Consider the following 16,719-nt stretch of genomic DNA (forward strand, 5'->3'; position numbering starts at 1 on the left):
GCAACGGCCGGACCGTCAGTGCGGATCGCGGGCCGGGTCCCCGCTGTTTCAAGGCTTCGAGGGAGCGACGGGGACGAGTGAGTGCCCCCGTGCGCCGCTGGCCAGATGGGTCGGCCACCAGCAGTGCTTAGGGCGTGTGTCGGGAGTGCTCTAGGTTGGCTGATGTGAGTGCGCGGGGGCGGAGTTACCGATATGTCGGACCGGTCGAGCTGAAGGCTGCGGTCCGGCCTGGCAGCGGCGGGTGCCGGATCGGCTCGGCAGATGAGTTCAGCGACTGGATCGCTGGGCGATCGGCGGCGGAGCTGGCCGAGCCGTTCACCTTCGTGGTCGGCACGGACGGTGTGCTTCGGCTGGCGCCGCGGCGGAGCGAGCATGTGGCTTGTGCCGGCGGAGCCATGGTGCTGAGTGCCGGCGAGATCGGTTTCGTGCGCGAGGCGGACCGCTGGGCCGTGAACGAGGTCAGCAACCAGTCCACCGGGTATTGCCCCGACGTCGGCTCCTGGTCGGAAGTCGCTCGTGCTCTGGACGACGTAGGGCTCGAACGGCCCTCCGGCTTCACCCACGAGGTGGTGTTCCGGCGGTGTCCTGGCTGCCAGGAGCACAACATCGTGCGAGAGGACGACTTCGTCTGCGTCTTCTGCGGCAGCGATCTGCCGGAGACGTGGAACGTGGATCCCGCCGAGTGATGGCCGAGGTTCACAGCCACTCGTGGATGGCCGCGACGAGGACGGTCGCCTCGTAGCGGCCGGCCGGCTTGTCGTATCGCGTGGCGACAGCGCGGTGTCCCTTGAGGCGGTTGATCCCGCACTCGACTGCATGACGCTCGCGGGGCCGACCGGGTCGAAGTACGGTGGCCGGCCGCCGCGGGAGCCGAGCTTCTGGCGGTTGCGCGCTTGGTCGGCCTTGTCGGGGATGGTGCAGCGGGTTCCGCGGCGGCGCAGGCAGGCACGGTTCGTGCGGGAGGCGTACGCCTTGTCCGCACGGAGCCGATCGCACCGGCCGTCCGGGAGGTCTCGGCACGAGTCCTGCGTCATCTGGACACGGCGCAGAACCCGGACGGCGGATGGGGCCACCGCCCCGGCGACACCAGCGGCTGGCAAAGTGCGGCAGATGGCCGCGGCTCGGCGGCGTGTCGGGGAGGCGGGCCGCAGGCGTCGGCAAGGGGGGCTCGATGCGCTGCCTGCGTCCGTGCCGGTCCCCGTTCCCGTGCCCGTCACCGTGTCCGCCGCGGCCGCGGAAGAGGCGGAAGAGGCGGGAGAGACGGCTGAGACGGCTGAGGACGTGGTGGGCGGGCCGGCCACGGACGCACCGGCTGACGGAGGAGGCGAACTGGGCGAGGCGGAGGCGAGCCGCCGCACGCGCTTCCTCGCCCTGGTCGCTGCGGTTGCCGTCGTGGCAGCCATCGGATGCGGGGTCCTGGTCCTGCAGCGCTTCGGCGACTCGAAGGGCGCGGGGAACTCCGCCGGGGCGGCCCCGCACGCCGGCACCTCGGCACCGATCACGCCGATCACGCCGAGCTCGCCGGCCACGGCCTCCGCACCCGAGCCCCCCGCCACCGGCGCGGCCGCGAATCCCGGCCCCGGCGGCAGCCCGGGCCGCGCCACGGCCGGGGCCGCGGGCGGCGGCGGCAACACCACACCCGCCCCCCAGACTCCGAAGGCGTCGCTCCCAGGCCAGAAGACGCCCGTCGCGGACCCGATGGCCGACTCGAAGCACGGCCGGTACGTCTCGCGCATCGCCTGGTCCGACAACGGCGGTTCCACGGTCGTACAGGTCTACGCCGACTACACCGACACCGACCGGGGCCGGGGATCGGCTACGGGGCACGACTACGACATCGGCCAGGACATCGTCGTGCTGTGCCAGGTCGCCGGGCGCGCCGTCCCGCTGGGCGACTACCACGGCCCCGCCGAGCGCAACGGTTGGTGGTACCGCATGTCCACCGGCGAATACATCCCCGCCGTCTACGTCGACACCGGCCGGGAATCGCTTCCGGCCTGCTGAATCCCCGGCATCGCTCGGCCCACAGCGAAGGGGGCGCCGATGGCGCCCGCCTCGCCTGCCAAGAAGCCTCACCGACTGGCCCTGAGCGCCGCGGCGGTGACCGCGATCGCGGCCGCCGCCGCGGGGATCGGCTACGCCGTGGCGAACACCTTCATGTACGGCGACACCCCCGGCCAGAACCCCCCGACCAATACGGACTGGTCAGTTCCGGCCTGCTGACCGTGGCTGGGGGCAGCTCGGCATCATCGACCGCCGCCCGGCAGGTCGCCGTCTCGGAGGGTGCTCAGTCGAGACAGAACTCGTTGCCCTCGATGTCCTGCATCAGGAGGCACGACTCGTTGTATTCATCGGCACGCAGCAGTTGCAGGCGTGTCGCCCCGAGCGCGACCAGTCGTGCGCCTTCCGCCTCGAGCCTGGCCACGCGCTCTTCGCCCACGAGCCCGGTGCCGGCCCGCACGTCGAGATGCACCCGATTCTTGACGACCTTGCCCTCGGGAACGCGCTGGAAGTACATGCGCGGGCCCGCACCTGTGGGATCCATACAGACGAACCCTGCACCCTGACGTTCAGGCGGCAGCGAGCGATCGTAGTCGGCCCAAGTGGCGAAACCCTCCGGTGCCGGCGGAACGACGTACCCCAACACCTCACACCAGAAGCGAGCGACGCGCTCGGGTTCTGCGCAGTCGAAGGTGACCTGAATCTGCTTGATCAATGACATCGGCGCACCATAGCAGGCGGACCCTGATGCTCATCTCCCGGTAGCCACACGCATGTTGATGGGGGAGAGGTCCTGGGGAGCCCCGGCCTTGGCCGGCGCAGGACCGGGCAAGGGTCTCCGCCGGACAGGCCCGCCACCCCGCGGGGCCGGTACGGGAGCCGGACCGCGATCGGGACAACCCGCGGTTCGAGGCGGCCTCGGGGCAGGAGAAGGGCCCCGTACCGCCATGGTGATGGCGGTACGGGGCCCGGGTCGGCAGGCTGGGTGCCGGGTTGCCCGGGTCAGCGCGGTGTGGCTGCGGTCACCAGGTGCCGGGCAGGGTCTGCCAGCTCAGGAAGCCGTTCTCGAAACCGCCGTCGGGGCGGCTCTTGAAGGTGAAGGTTCCCGAGGCGCCGCTCGCGTAGTTGTACAGCGAGGAGATGTCGGCCCGGCCGTCCCCGTCGGAGTCGCCCGAGAGCGGCATGCCGGCGTTCGTGCCGTACCAGTTCCCCTCCGGGGTGTCCCAGCTGCGGACCGCGTCCCCGACCGTGCCGTCGGGCTTGGCGAGCAGCGTCGACAGCGAGGCGTGGCCGTCCCCGTGGTCGTACATCAGGGCGGCGTCGGCGCGGCCGTCGCCGTTGTAGTCGCCGGCCGTGAACTTGATCTTCGCGTACTCCCACGCGCCGCCGGCGGGCTGGTTCCACGACTTCACGGGGGCGGCGACGCCGCCGTTCGGCTGGGCGAGGAAGGTGAAGACCGCGACACCGCCGGCCGTGTAGCCGTACAGGGCGACGATGTCGTCCCGCTTGTCGCCGTTGAAGTCGCCGACCCGCCACGTGGCGTGGTCGGTCCACCAGTTGCCCGCGGGGGTACGCCAGCTGGCGGCGGCCGGGTTGAAGAACCCGTCACCCTTCGAGGTCCAGGTGTGGGCCCCCGCTTCGCCGTTGCCGTAGTCGTAGACCATGGCGACGTCCGCCTTGCCGTCGCCGTTGAAGTCGCCGGCGAACGGCTTGGTCCTGGCCCAGTCGAAGGAGCCGGCGCCGGTGCCCGCGGTGGTCGTCACCCCCTTGACCGGGGTGAAGGTGCCCGTGGTGTTGGACAGGAAGCTCCACAGGGAGTTGGAGCCGTCGGCGTAGCCGTACAGCGCGACGATGTCGGCGCGCCCGTCGCCGTTGACGTCGCCGGCCGTCCACTTGGCGCGCTGGTGGGAGAAGCCGCCCTTGGTGCTGGTCCAGCGGACCGTGGGCTCCGCGTACCCGCCGCCCGGCAGCGCGTCGAAGACCCACAGCGCGGTGGTGTTGTCGCCGTAGTCGTAGGCGGTGGCGAGGTCGCTGCGGCCGTCGCCGTTGAAGTCGCCGGACAGGTCGGTGCGCAGGTGCGCGGTCCGGTCGGCCGGCTGGTGCTCGAACGTCGCGCCGGTCACGGTGTTGGCGCGGATGTAGCCCTTCTCGAAGTCCTCGCGGACGCCGCCCGCCACCTCGTACTCGTAGGAGGTCGGGTAGCCGAGGGTGCTCTTCTCGGCGCCCATCGCGATCCACCGCCTGCGGATGGAACCGCGGATCGCCGAGGCGCCGTTGCCCTTGCTCCAGTAGATGGATGCGGTGGCCTCGGCGTCCGAGCGGGGCCGGAAGTGGTTGAAGCGGGCGACGGAGCCGTCCCCGACGTTGGTCTCGTCGGTGACCGGGTAGCCGATCCGGCTGGCCGGACCGCCGAGGGAGACGTACGTGGCGTAGATCGAGCCGTGGACGGACCACGCGCCGGTCTCGGTGGACCAGTAGATGCCACCCTTGCCGCCCGCGGCCGAGTAGAAGGTGGAGAACCGTCCGGTGCCGTCGAACGTGGGCGTCTCGTCGGAGGTCGGGTAGCCGAGGATGCCCTTCTCGGCGCCCATCGCGAGCCACTTGGCGCGGATGCCGCCCCACACGACCCACGCGCCGCTGCTCGGATGCCAGTAGATGGAGCCGTTGTCACTGGTCTGGCCCGGTCCGCGGAGGTTGACGTAGCGGCCCACCCCGTCGGACGGGACGAGCACGTCGGTGGTCGGGTAGCCGATGGAGGTGCCGCCCTTGGCCAGGTACTTGGCCAGGATCGGACCGCACAGGGTGTGCGTGCCGGTGGCGGCGGAGGTGAAGGCCTGGCACTCCGACCAGGAGGTGCCGCCGAGTACGAGCTGCCTGCCGGCGCCGAAGGCCGAGCCCCCGGCCGGGGCCTGCCCCGGGAACTCGGTGATGCGGCCGTTGCCGTCGCGCGACCACAGGTCGGCGAGGCCGTTGGCCTCGAAGTCCCCGTTGCTGGACAGGTGGGCGTAGGCCGCGCCGGTGAAGCCTGAGCCGATGGAGGTCGTACGGACCGCCGGGTCGGCGAAGACCGACAGGTCGGCCACGGTGACCGCGCCCGGCTCGGTGGTGACGCGGCTCGTGTACTGGTGGATCTTGCCGGTGACCGTGTCGCGGGCCCAGACCTCGGGCAGCCGGTCGCCGTTGAGGTCGCCCGGTGCCATGAGCGTCATGTTCTTCCAGTCGGCGTTGCCGAGCAGGACCGGCTCACCGAAGGCGTCGAGGAAGCCGACGGCCGAGCCGCGGTACAGCCACAGCTGGTCCCCGGTCTTCACCAGCAGGTCGGGCTGGTCGGCGTCGTCGACCTTGCCGTCGCCGTTGTCGTCGTCCACGCTCCCGATCGCGACGGCCTGGTCCGCGTCGGACCAGTGGTCGTCCACGTCGGGATTGCCCACCTGGAGCTCGATGCGGTTCGCGTCCGCGCTCTCCAGGTCGCCGTCGCCCTTGTTGGGGTAGACGTAGAGGTTCTTGCGGGAGTTGTCGGGGCTGGGCTGCAGGGCGACGAGGTCCTCGTAGTAGTCCTCGTTCCAGCTGCCGCGGTGCGTCAGCGAGGCGGCGTCGGCGAAGGAGCCCTGGTCGTCGAGCTGGCGGGAGAGGTCGAAGGTGCCGTCGCCCTTGCCCGGGTGCATCCACAGCAGGCCGGAGCCCGGGTCGACGCTCCAGATGTCCACCGTGCCGTCGCCGTTGAGGTCGCCGTGCTTGTCACGGGTGGCCAGGCGCTTGGCGTAGAACAGGTACTCCTTGAGGTTCGACCGGTTGCCCGAGGCGTCGAGGCTGCGCACGAACAGGCGCTGCGGACCGGCCGTGGTCGGCGTGTACTTGACGTCCACCGAGCCGCCGACGGTGGTCGGCGCGATCTTGTTCACCTTCGGGTTGGAGTCGGTCCACCACTCGAATCCCGTGACGTCCTTGACCCCGTTGGCACTCAGCGTGAAGGTCCCCTCGGAGCGTGCGAATCCGGTCTTCGCGGGGTCGTCCTCGTTCTCCGGGAACTGCTTCGACGTCACCAGCGGCGTCCGGTCCGGGCGGGTCCGGTCGATGGTGAAGAGGCACTGGCCGGCCCAGGGGCCGGGCGGGCCGACGTTGTCCAGCGTCCGTACGTCCCACCGGTACGTGCCGTTCAGGTCCTTGGCCGGGATGCGCAGCTGTGCGACGTTGCCGTTGGTGGCCTTGATGACGGACTTGGTCTGGCTGGAGGAGCCGTCCTTCCACCAGTGGAACTCGGCGCCCAGGGAGTTGTCCCCCTTGTCCTTGTCCTTCACCCGGGCGCGTAGGACGATCTCGTCGGTGGTCCCGATGACACCGCCCGTGCAGGGCACGGAGGGGTCGGTGGAGCGGTCCGTGATCTTGTCCGGGGTGGTGTTGAACGTCGTGGAGACGCGGGCGCTGTTCGGGTCCAGCTTGCGCCAGGAGACGTCGACGGTGTCCTTGGCGGCCTTCAGGCCGATGGTCCAGGTGCTCCAGTGCTTCTGCGCGGCCGCCGCGACGGCCGACTTCACGTTGAACTCGATCAGGTCGCCGTCGCCGGGGCAGTTGCGCCCGCCGTAGGACTGGCCGCTGGAGTCGACGAGGCGCCTCCAGTCGGGCTGGTTGTTCCAGGTGGTCGACTTGGAGATGGGGCCCGTCTCCCAGGCCTGGATGTCACCGGACTTGCAGCTCCAGGAGCCGGCCGACTTCTGCTTGATGCGCAGGGTCGACTCGATGATCTGCTTGTCCCAGTAGTCCTTCATCCCGACCTGGAAGAAGGTCTTGGCGCAGATCACGGCGTCGCCGTTGGCGGCGTCCTTGGCGCAGCCGACGCGGGCGTCCTTGCTGAGGGTGCCGCCGTTCCAGTAGTTCGTGCTCGGCGAGGACGGGAACGCGTTGTGCTTGTACGCGATCGTCCACGCCGTCTTCCAGGCGTCCCAGGTCGGGTCGATCACGACCGGGTACGTGGTCTCCGGCGCCTTGAGCAGGCTCTGGTCCGGGGTCAGGGTGAGCGTGGAGCCGTTCAGCCGGACTCCGAGGTCGGCCTGCCTGGCACCGGTGGTGACGCCCTCGACCGGCGCCGGGGGAGCCTCGGCGGCCGCGGAACGCAGGAGGGACTTGGCAGCGGTCGCCGGTGCGGCCGGCGTGCCGGCAGCGGCCTCGGCCTTCTGTCCGCCCGCGTCCCACATCTGGGGCTTCGCCGAGCCGAAGACGGTCTGCCCGGCCGGGTCCACGGCGCGCAGCTGCCCGTCGGCTTCGGCCCGTACGGTGAGCCCCTCGGCCTTCAGGCCGAAGGAGAGGGAGGCCAGGGCCGGGTTGGCGGCGGCCTCACGGGACTTGACGACGAGCGCGTGGGAGAAGCTGTCCACGGTCGCGCTCACCCGCAGGTCCACCCCGGGCAGCACCTCGGGGTAGAGCGCGCTGCTGCCGTCGAGCCGGGGTTCGGGCAGCGGCGCCGGCCAGCTCAGGGCCACGTCGCGGCCGTTCTCCGACATCACCGCGAGGGGGGAGTCGCCGCCCCCCGAAAACGTCAGCCCGATGGAGGCGGCCTTCGGGGCGAGGCGGCCGTCGGGGCCTTTCTGCAGCGTGGTGTCGACGGGAATGAGCTTTCCGCCTCGGCGTACCCGTACGGGAACCAGGGCGTGCTCCGCCGTTTGTGTTCCGTTCGGATTGGCCCACACCTCGTCCGTCTCGGTGCGCAGGCCCACGATTTCGACCGGCTTTCCGGTCCGCTCGGCCTCGGCGGCCGCCTTCTCGGCTTCGGCGGCGGGCGCCGACCGCCCGGCGGCGGGGCCGGAGTCCGCCGCCGCGGCGAGGGGTGCGGTACCCATCAGGCCCGCGGTCAGGGCCAGTGTCGTGACCAGTGCCGACGCCCGCAAGCGAGGCTGGCCGGTGGCGCGTTGCCGCGCCAGGGGTGGTCTCACGGAGGTTCCTCGTAGTCGATCCGGGCACGTACGGAGGGTTCCTGCGCACGGATGGCTTGATCAGTCCGGGCGAGCTTCTCATGACCTGCGGCACCTCCGGGAAAACCGGAAGTGGAAATTCCTATTCCATTCTCCTTCTGTCCGACTTTGCCTCGACTTGATGCGTACTTTGCGGTACGGAATTACTGCTCTGGAGGCGGTCGGAAATGTGGTGCAGCCCTCACTGTTACGGTCTTGGGCCTACGTCCGAATAGTGTGTACATTCGTGCACGCGTGAGCTTTGACGGAACCCAATTTGCGAAATCGAAATTGGTACGCTAGGGACGGAAAGCGCAGACGCGCACTCGGCTGGGCGATACCGGCCCTGTCCGTTGCCCTCTGCGTGACCGGGCTCGCCTCGCCACCGGCGTCCGCAGCCTCCTCCTCCCCGCCGGCCCTGCAGAAGCTGACCAAGGTCGGCGGCAAGCCGGTCACCGGCAAGCCCGCCCCCACACCCGCCGAGTCCCAGCGCAACAAGTGGACCGCACCGCCCAAGGTGGCCTGGCCCGCAGCCGGTTCGGCCGAGGTCCAGGTCCCCGCCCCAGTCCCCGTCCCAGTCCCCGCCCGGGGCTCCGCGCCCGCCGACGGCCGCTCGCGGATGCTCTCGGCTCCCGCGGCGGGCGGCCCCGCAGCCCCGCCGCCGGGCCCGGCCAAGGCCGGGACCCTGCCGGTACGGATCGCCGCCGCGGCCCCGGCGGCTGCCGGCGCGCCCGCAACCCCCGCCGCGCCGCAGCCTCGTAGCGCCGGCGCCCCGCAGGCGCTCTCCGCCCCGGCCGCCGACGCCCCGGCCGCCGACGCCCCGCCCGCGGTAGCCCCGGCCGCCGACACCCCGGTCAAGGTGAAGGTCGACCTGCTCGACCGCAGCGCCGCCGACAAGGCGGGCGTCCCGAGCGGGCTCCTGATGACCGTCAAGCGGACCGACACCCGCGCCGGCGACGCACCGGTCTCGGTCGAGCTCGACTACAACGCCTTCAAGAACGCGTACGGCGGCAGCTGGGGTTCCCGGCTCCGCTTCACCGCGCTGCCGGCCTGCGTACTCACGACGCCCGAGCGCCCCGAGTGCCGTATGGCCACCCCGGTCACCGCGAAGAACGACGCGAGCACCGGCACGCTCACGGCCACCGTGGCGACGGCGGCACAGCCCGGCTCCGCCGCCGCGGCCGGCTCCTTCGCCACCCAAGGCACCGGCGGTGCGCGCTCCGGCACCCCCATGATGCTGGCCTCGGCCGCCGCGGCCGCCCCCACGGTGCTGGCCGCAGCGCCGAGCGCCGACGGCGCCAACGGCACCTTCAAGGCCACCTCGCTGAACCCGTCCGGCTCCTGGCAGGCGGGCGGCTCGGCCGGCGACTTCTCCTGGTCCTACCCGCTCGAAGTGCCGGCCTCGCTCGGCGGCCCGAGCCCGTCCCTGGCCCTCGGGTACTCCAGCGCCCAGATCGACGGCCGCACCTCGGCGTCCTCCCAGCAGACCTCCTGGGTCGGCGACGGCTGGGACCTGGGGTCGAACTTCATCGAGCGCTCCTTCATCCCCTGCAGCCAGGACAAGAAGGAGGGGTCCGGGTTCAACAACCCCAAGGACGACACCGGCGACCTCTGCCACTCCGTCTCCACGGTCACGATGTCCCTCAACGGCGGCTCCACACAGCTCGTCCGGGACGACAAGACCGGCCTCTGGCGCCCCTCCGACGACGACGGCTCCCGCGTGGAGCTGCTCTCCGGCGCCGACAACGGTGACAAGAAGGGCGAGCACTGGCGGGTCACCACCCCGCAGGGCGTCCAGTTCCACTTCGGCCTGAACAAGGTGCCGGGCTGGAGCACGGGCAAGCCCGTCACCAACTCGGCGCTGCTGGTTCCGGTCTACGGCAACCACCCGGGCGAGGACTGCTTCAAGGCCGGCGACTTCGCGAACTCGGTCTGCGACGAGGCCTACCGCTGGAACCTCGACTACGTGGTGGACCCGCGCGGCAACGCGATGACCTACTGGTACGACAAGGAGGTCAACCACTACGGGTCGAACTACAAGATCGCGGGCGGTTCCACCAACCGCGCCTACGACCGCGGCGGCTGGCTCGACCACATCTCCTACGGCCTGCGCAGCGACAACCTCTTCGCCAACGCCCCGGCCCAGGTGCGGTTCACCGTCGCCGAGCGCTGCCTGAAGACGAAGGACTTCGACTGCGCCGAGGACAAGCTCAAGCCCGAGGTGGACTGGAACATCGCCAAGATGTGGCCCGACACCCCCGGCGACCAGCTGTGCGCGGCCAAGGAGGAGTGCAAGGCACGCTTCACGCCGACCTTCTTCACCCGCAAGCGGCTGACCGAGATCACCACCGAGGTCTGGAACGGCACCACCCACCAGCCCGTCGACACCTGGAAGCTCACCCAGGACTTCCCGCAGACCGGTGACGGCACCGACTACCCGCTGTGGCTCTCCGCCGTCCGGCACACCGGCAGGAACGGGAAGGACGGCAAGGAGACCAGCCTCCCGCCGGTCACCTTCCGCGGCAAGCAGCTGCCCAACCGCGTCGACGGCCTGGACGACGGAAAGCCGCCGTACCTGCGCTACCGCATCGAGGCCATCGACACCGAGACCGGCTCCACGGTCAACGTGCACTACCGCGAGCCGGAGTGCCGGGCCGCGAACCCGCGCGTGATCCCGTCCTCCCACGAGTCGAACACCCTGCGGTGCTACCCGGTCATCAGCGAGATACCGGACCCGAACGACCCCAAGCGCGAGAAGAAGCTCTACGTCACCGACTGGTTCCACAAGCACCTCGTCGACCAGGTGCAGGAGGAGGACCGCAACGGCAACTCCCCGACGCGCGTCACCGAATACCAGTACCTCGGCACGCCGGCGTGGGCGTACGACGACGAGACCGAGACGATGCGCCCGAACACGCGCACGTGGTCGCAGTGGCGCGGCTACGAGCGCGTACGGACGCTGATCGGAGCGGCGCCGGACAAGAGGTCCCTGACCGAGACCCTGTACTTCCGCGGCCTCGACGGCGACCGGGCCGCCCCCTCGGGCGGCAAGCGTTCGGTGAAGGTCAAGGACTCCGAGGGCAAGGAGCTCGCCGACCACCGCCTCTTCGCCGGCCAGACCCGCGAGGTCCTGGCCTACAACGGCGAGGGCGGCGCCCTGGAGGCCGCGACCACGTACACCCCGTGGCTGCACGGCCCGACGGCCACCCGGCTGCGCGAGGGCATCGAGCCGCTCCAGGCCTTCGTCCGGGGCACCACCAACGTCGCCTCCCGCACGCTGCTCTCCGACAACCGGGGATGGCGGCGCAACGCGCAGGAGACCGAACTCGACGAGCAGGGCAAACCGCTGACCGTCTCGGACCTCGGCGACCTCGCCGATCCGAAGGACGACAGCTGCACCCGCTACGAGTACGAGTCCGACGAAACCCTGTGGATCATCGGCCGCGAGAAGCGGATCGAGACGGTCGGCAAGGCCTGTGACGCCAAGGACGTGAAGCGTCCCGACGACGTGATCTCCGACGCCCGCCTGTCCTACGACGCCGTCGGCAACGTGGTCCGCTCGGAGTCCCTGTCCGGGTACGCGAACGGCAAGCCCCAGTACACGCTGGACGGCTCGCTCACCTTCGACGCCTACGGGCGCCCGAAGACGACGACCGACGTGTTCGGCAAGGTCACCAAGATCGACTACACCCCGGCCGCCGGACAGATCGTCACCAAGGTCGTCACCACCAACCCGCTCGGCCACACCGACACCACCGAGACCGACCTCGGCCGCGGTTCGATCCTGGCCAAGCAGGACACCAACGGCCGGCGCAGCGTCATGCAGTACGACGCACTCGGCCGTCTCGCCAAGGCGTGGTCCCCGGACCGCGACCCCGTCACCAAGTCCCCGGACGCCGAGTTCGCCTACGACGTCCGCCCGGACGCGCCCGTCGTCATCAGCACCAAGTCCCTCGTCGACGACGGCACCTACCGCAGCAGCTACGAGATCTTCGACAGCAGCCTGCGCATCCGCCAGACCCAGCTGGAAGCCCTCGGCGGCGGCCGGGTGATCGCCGACACCTTCTACAACAGCCTCGGCCAGGTCTGGAAGTCCAACGGCGCCTACTACACCGGCGGCACCGCCTCCGGCGAGCAGTGGGCCCCGAAGGACAACGAGGTGGCATCCTCCACCGTCACCGAGTACGACGGCAGCGGCCGGCCCACCGCGCAGATCTCCCGCAAGTTCGGCGAGGAGACCTCGCGGACGACCACCTCGTACGGCGGCGACAGCATCACCGTCGACCCGCCGACCGGTGAGACGCCCACCCAGGCGTTCCTCGACGGCCAGGGCCGCAAGACCGAGCTGCGCTCCTTCCGCTCGGACTCGCCGACCGGCGCGTACGACAGGACCCGCTACGGCTACGACCAGCGCGGCCAGCTGGAGAGCGTCGTCAACGCGGCCGGGGACACCTGGACCTTCCAGTACGACATCCGGGGCCGCCAGACGAAGGTCACCGACCCGGAGAAGGGCACCACGTCCAAGGTCTTCGGCAAGGGCGACCGTCTGGAGTCGGTGACCGACCAGCGGAACAAGACCGTGGCGTTCGCCTACGACGGCCTGGGCCGTGTCACCGAGACCCACGAGGGCTCGCCGGCCGGCGCCAAGCTCAGCGAGATCGTCTACGACACCCTGCCGGGCGCCGTCGGCCTCCCGGTCTCCTCCACCCGCTACGTGGGCGGCAACGCGTACACCCACGCCATCACCGGCTACGACCAGGGGTACCGGCCCACCGGATCCACGGTGACCATCCCCAAGTCGGAGGGCGCGCTCGCCGGCACGTACTCCTTCTCCACCGGCTACCGGCCCAACACGGGCCTGACCGCGTGGACGCAGCAGCCGGCGATCGGCGGGCTCCCCGCCGAGCGCGTGACGATGACCTACAACCACTTCGAGCTGCCCACCGTCATGGGTGTGGCGGGCAAGACGTTCGTGGGCAAGGTCGACTACTCGCCGATGGGCGACGTGCTGCGCACGGAGACCGGATCCGCGGGCTCCCAGCTGTTCACCACCAATTTCTACGACGAGCAGACCCGGCGCCTGACCCGCACCGTCAACGACCGGGAGAAGGCCCCCGGCCGCATCAACGACACGTCGTACGACTACGACGCCGTCGGCAACATCCTCAAGGTCAAGGACCAGGAGGGCGCGGCCGCCACGGGCACCACGGACACGCAGTGCTTCGCCTACGACTACATGCGCCGCATGAGCGAGGCGTGGACGGCGACCGACGACTGCGCGGCCAAGCCGAACGCCACCGGCCCCGGCTCCGCGCCGAAGGTCGGAGGCCCGGCCCCGTACTGGACGTCGTACTCCTTCGACACGGCGGGCAACCGCACCAAGGAGGTCCAGCACTCCACCAGCGGCGACCTGACCAAGGACGTCATCCGCTCCTACGGGTACGGCACCCCGGGCAAGCCCGCCGCCAACCGCCTCCAGCGGGTCGACACCACCGGCCCCGGCGGCACCCGCAGCGACTCGTTCACCTACGACGACGCCGGCAACACCGAGACCCGCACCGTCCAGGGCAACAGCCAGCGGATGGAGTGGGACGTCGAGGGCCACCTCGCCAAGGTGACCGAGGGCGCGAAGACGACCGAGTTCCTCTACGACGCCAACGGCAACCGCCTGATCAAGCGGGACCCGGCCGGTACGACGCTGTACCTGCCCGGCACCGAGGTCCGAATGGCGCCGAACGGCGCGGTGGAGGCCACGCGCTACTACGCGCACACCGCCGGCCCGACGATGGTGAGGACCGCCAAGGGCGGTGCGGTCACCACCTCGTACCTCCTCGCCGACAACAACGGCACGGCCACCACCGCCGTCGACGGGGCCACCCAGGCCGTCACGCGCCGCAAGTTCACCCCCTTCGGGGACGCGCGGGGCACCGCCCCGGCGGTGTGGCCCGGCAAGAAGGCCTTCGTCGGCGGCGAGACGGACGAGTCCACCGGGCTGGTGCACCTGGGGGCGCGGGAGTACGACCCGGCCACCGGGCGGTTCCTGTCCGTCGACCCGATCGTCGACTACAACGAGGCCGCGCAGCAGAACCCGTACGCCTACGCCAACAACTCGCCCGTGACGTTCTCGGACCCCTCCGGCCAGGCCATCGCGCCCCCAGTGATGCCGATCAAGGACTTCACGGACGCCGAAGTGGCCTGGGCGAACTGGGCGAACGGCCGCAGCGCCCTCGACGTCGCGCTGGACGTGGCCATCGGCATCCTCAAGGACGCCTCCGGCTACAACGACATCAAGGCCTGCCTCGGCGGTGACTGGGGTGCCTGCGCCGGCCTCGCCTTCGAGGCGGCCCTGCCCTTCGCCGGCAAGGCCAAGCGGATCCTCAAGGCCCTGGACCGGGCCTGGGACGCGTTCAACAGCTGGATGGGCAAGCTGAAGCTCGCCCGGGACATCCTGGCGCGCGTCGAGCGCTACCAGCAGGCCATGGCCAAGTACGCCGAGGACCTGGCCGAATGGAAACGCCAGATCGAGGAAGCGGCCGAACGGGCCAGAAAACTGGAGGAGGAAGCGGCGGCGGCCCGAAGAGCCGCGCAGGCGGAACGCGCCGCGGCGGCGGCGCGCAAGGCCGATGAGGCCAAGGCCACCGCGGCCCGGCAGGCCAGGGAGGCCGCGGCGCGCGCGAAGAAGGCCGACCGGCACGGCAAGTCCTCCAAGTCGGCCGAGCCGAAGAAGGCGTCGAAGGACGGCGGCGGCGACGGGGGAGGCGGCGGCTGCAAGGTCCGCAACAGCTTCACCCCCGGGACCGAGGTCGTGATGGCCGACGGCTCCGCCAGGCCCATCGAGGACGTGCGGATCGGTGACGAGGTCCTCACGACGGACCCCGAGACCGGTCTGACCACCGTCGAGCCCGTCTCCGCGCAGATCGTCGGCGAGGGCGAGAAGCACCTGGTCCGCATCACCGTCGACACCGACGGCGACAAGGGCACAGCCACCGACGTCATCACCGCGACCGACGGACACCCCTTCTGGGTGCCGGAGCAGCGGCGCTGGGTCGACGCCGGCGAGCTGAGGGCCGGCCAGTGGCTCCAGACGTCCTCGGGGACGTGGGTGCAGGTCGCCTCGGTGGCGGCGTGGACTCAGGCACAGCGCGTCCACAACCTGACGGTCACCGACACGCACACGTACTACGTGCGCGCGGGCGCGGCCGCCGTCCTGGTCCACAACTGCGGCGCTCTCAAGAACGCCTCGGACGACGACCTGCGGGCCGCGGCGCTGAAGGAGATCCCGCCGAAGAACGGCAAGCCGTTCCAGCGCGACTTCCACATGACCGAGGCCGGCCGGGCCCTGCAGAAGCACACCGACCCGGTCAAGCGCACCGCCGACCACGTCAAGAAGTACCTGCCGTTCCTCAACGGGGCCAACCGCCTCACCGACAAGCGGGCACTGAACGACGGCGGTGAGGTATTGCTGGACGAGATCCTCGGCAGTCCCACGGCCACCAGAACCATCGAGCAGGCCTCGGCCTTCTACGGTGGGCACGTTCTCGACATCATCGAGAAATCCACCGGCCGCGGCGCGAGATGGAGTCTGCGCGGTGGCGGACTGCAATTCGAGGGATGGCTATGAGGCACTTCACCGTAGGGGCGCGCGAGTACGCCGCCCTCACCGTGCTCGGCAGCGAGGAATTCGACGCCATGGAGGTGGTGGAGATGACCGACGCCGGACGCGGTGGGCTGCTGCTGGAGTTCCGCATGGACGAGGAGTCGGCCACGCTGACGCACCTCGGTGCGGAGGTCGGCATCCCGCTGCTGAGGGCCTCCCTGGAGATCTTCCGGGAGGACTTCCTGGAGCCGAGGCGCGCGGCGGGCCTGCCGCTGCCGCCCTGGTAGCCCGTACGGCCTGAACCCTTCGGGAGAGCCCCGCCGGACACCCGTCCGGCGGGGCTCTCCCGCGTCCGCTTCCTCGTGTGCTCAGCGGCCGAGTTCGTGCCGGTCGACGGCTTCGCGTACGGCTCCCACGAAGCCGTTCCAGAAGTGGGCCTGGTCGCCGTCTCCCACACCGGCGGTCCGCCGGCGGTCGGCGGCGCTGCCGAATGCGCCGAACATCGCCTCGCGCAGTGCGGTCGAAAGCTCCAGCTGGGCGCCTGCCCCGGTGCGGGTGCGGTTGACGATGTTCGCGGGGTCGTTGCCGTCCAGGGAGGCGTCCGTCCCGGACACGGTCACGGTCACGGCCAGCGCGGGGGTGGCGGCCGAGGGGGTGAACCCGTACTTCTCGAAGGCCCACGCCAGGTTCCGCATCAGCCGCTGGTCGCGGCCGCCGACGAGGATCTGCTTGGCCGGCTCGCCGGCCTTCGGAGCGAAGCCGTGCAGGGAGACCGCGTACAGGTTGTTGCCGCAGACGGCCAGAGCGGCCGGGTCGTCGCAGTGGGTGGAGGTGACGTGGAGCTCCCCGGAGGAGGCCAGCGCCTCGAACATCCAGTAGTCGCGCTGCGGTACGCCGCTCAGGGGCGCGGGCAGGGAGTCTCCGGCCCCGACGGGCTGGTAGCCGGCGACGGCCAGGCACAGCTCGCTGGTGCCCGCCTCGATGCCACCGCCGTGCGGGGCGATCACGGCCGTGCTGCGGACGGGGGCGCTCGTGGGACCGGCGTTGTCGAGGAGCTCGGTCCGAGGGGTGCAGCGGAAGCGGCGCATCCAGTGCACGCCCTCCTGGAAGGCGGCGCTGTTGTACAGCTCGGAGTTCGAGGCGAACCGGTCGCCCGCGGCCGCAGCGGTGGCCGCC

The 16,719-nt window shown here is 70.8% G+C and carries 8 protein-coding genes; 5 read left to right on the forward strand and 3 right to left on the reverse strand.

The annotated features are described in order from the left end of the window. The first annotated feature begins 164 nt into the window (after nucleotides 1-164). The 3 genes from IF02_RS0125650 (at nucleotide 165) to IF02_RS0125660 (ending at nucleotide 2,223) form a co-directional block, all read left to right on the forward strand. On the forward strand, nucleotides 165-686 hold the full coding sequence (locus IF02_RS0125650) for a hypothetical protein (RefSeq protein WP_030160832.1): 522 nt from the start codon (nucleotides 165-167) through the stop codon (nucleotides 684-686). 502 nt (nucleotides 687-1,188) lie between these two features. Then, on the forward strand, nucleotides 1,189-2,004 hold the full coding sequence (locus IF02_RS0125655; RefSeq protein ID WP_158708563.1) for a hypothetical protein: 816 nt from the start codon (nucleotides 1,189-1,191) through the stop codon (nucleotides 2,002-2,004). Between the two features lie 39 nt (nucleotides 2,005-2,043). Beyond that, nucleotides 2,044-2,223, forward strand: a complete 180-nt coding sequence (locus tag IF02_RS0125660) for a hypothetical protein (RefSeq protein ID WP_030160835.1) — start codon at nucleotides 2,044-2,046, stop codon at nucleotides 2,221-2,223. A gap of 64 nt (nucleotides 2,224-2,287) precedes the next feature. On the opposite strand, the gene IF02_RS0125665 is transcribed toward IF02_RS0125660, so the two are convergent. Continuing rightward, nucleotides 2,288-2,722, reverse strand: coding sequence for a VOC family protein (locus tag IF02_RS0125665; protein ID WP_030160837.1), 435 nt, complete (start codon nucleotides 2,720-2,722; stop codon nucleotides 2,288-2,290). Nucleotides 2,723-3,023: 301 nt separating this feature from the next. Then, nucleotides 3,024-7,835: an FG-GAP-like repeat-containing protein gene (locus tag IF02_RS0125670; protein ID WP_030160840.1), complete on the reverse strand. Its 4,812-nt coding sequence runs from the start codon at nucleotides 7,833-7,835 to the stop codon at nucleotides 3,024-3,026. Between the two features lie 475 nt (nucleotides 7,836-8,310). On the opposite strand from IF02_RS0125670, the gene IF02_RS35990 reads away from it, so the two are divergent. Together IF02_RS35990 and IF02_RS0125680 are read left to right on the forward strand one after the other, a co-directional pair. Then, on the forward strand, nucleotides 8,311-15,567 hold the full coding sequence (locus tag IF02_RS35990) for a polymorphic toxin-type HINT domain-containing protein (RefSeq protein ID WP_051696534.1): 7,257 nt from the start codon (nucleotides 8,311-8,313) through the stop codon (nucleotides 15,565-15,567). Then, a complete protein-coding gene (locus IF02_RS0125680; RefSeq protein WP_158708564.1) occupies nucleotides 15,558-15,830 on the forward strand; it encodes a hypothetical protein in 273 nt (90 codons plus the stop codon). Before IF02_RS35990 ends, IF02_RS0125680 begins: the two co-directional genes overlap by 10 nt. 81 nt (nucleotides 15,831-15,911) lie before the next feature. Here the strand turns inward: IF02_RS0125680 and IF02_RS32695 are convergent, their stop codons facing one another. Beyond that, nucleotides 15,912-16,631, reverse strand: coding sequence for a poly-gamma-glutamate hydrolase family protein (locus IF02_RS32695; protein ID WP_234318329.1), 720 nt, complete (start codon nucleotides 16,629-16,631; stop codon nucleotides 15,912-15,914). Nucleotides 16,632-16,719: the final 88 nt, after the last annotated feature.

Source organism: Streptomyces sp. NRRL S-244 (genome assembly GCF_000717915.1).
Taxonomy (GTDB): Bacteria; Actinomycetota; Actinomycetes; order Streptomycetales; family Streptomycetaceae; genus Streptomyces.